This is a genomic window from Falsirhodobacter sp. 20TX0035 (genome assembly GCF_028307215.1).
Taxonomy (GTDB): domain Bacteria; phylum Pseudomonadota; class Alphaproteobacteria; order Rhodobacterales; family Rhodobacteraceae; genus Falsirhodobacter.
Genome location: NZ_JAQMHV010000048.1, coordinates 1 through 251, shown reverse-complemented (window position 1 = coordinate 251; position 251 = coordinate 1). Strand labels below are relative to the sequence as shown.

The window sequence follows — 251 nt, the reverse complement described above, 5'->3', positions numbered from 1 at the left end:
AGTTCACGCCGCGGACGTCGATGACGGTGCTGTTCACCACGACGGTGAAGGGCTTGCCGATCGCGTCGTCCGCGGTGTCGATCCGGGCCGAGCGGAAGCCCGTCTTCGCCGTCCGGCGGTCCAGGACCTCGCCGTCGACGGTCTGCAGCTCGACGGTCACGTCGTACCGGGGCTGCTCGCCGTAGCCGCGCGGCCACCAGCGCCGCACCTCGGGCACGCGCACCGTGACGACGGTCTCGTCGTCCTTCGGG

At 71.7% G+C, this 251-nt stretch carries 1 protein-coding gene; it reads right to left on the bottom strand.

Annotation, left to right across the window (positions count from 1 at the left end):
- Positions 1 to 251, bottom strand: a 251-nt coding sequence (locus tag PIJ50_RS16370) for a hypothetical protein (protein WP_271976666.1), incomplete at both ends; no start/stop codon positions are given.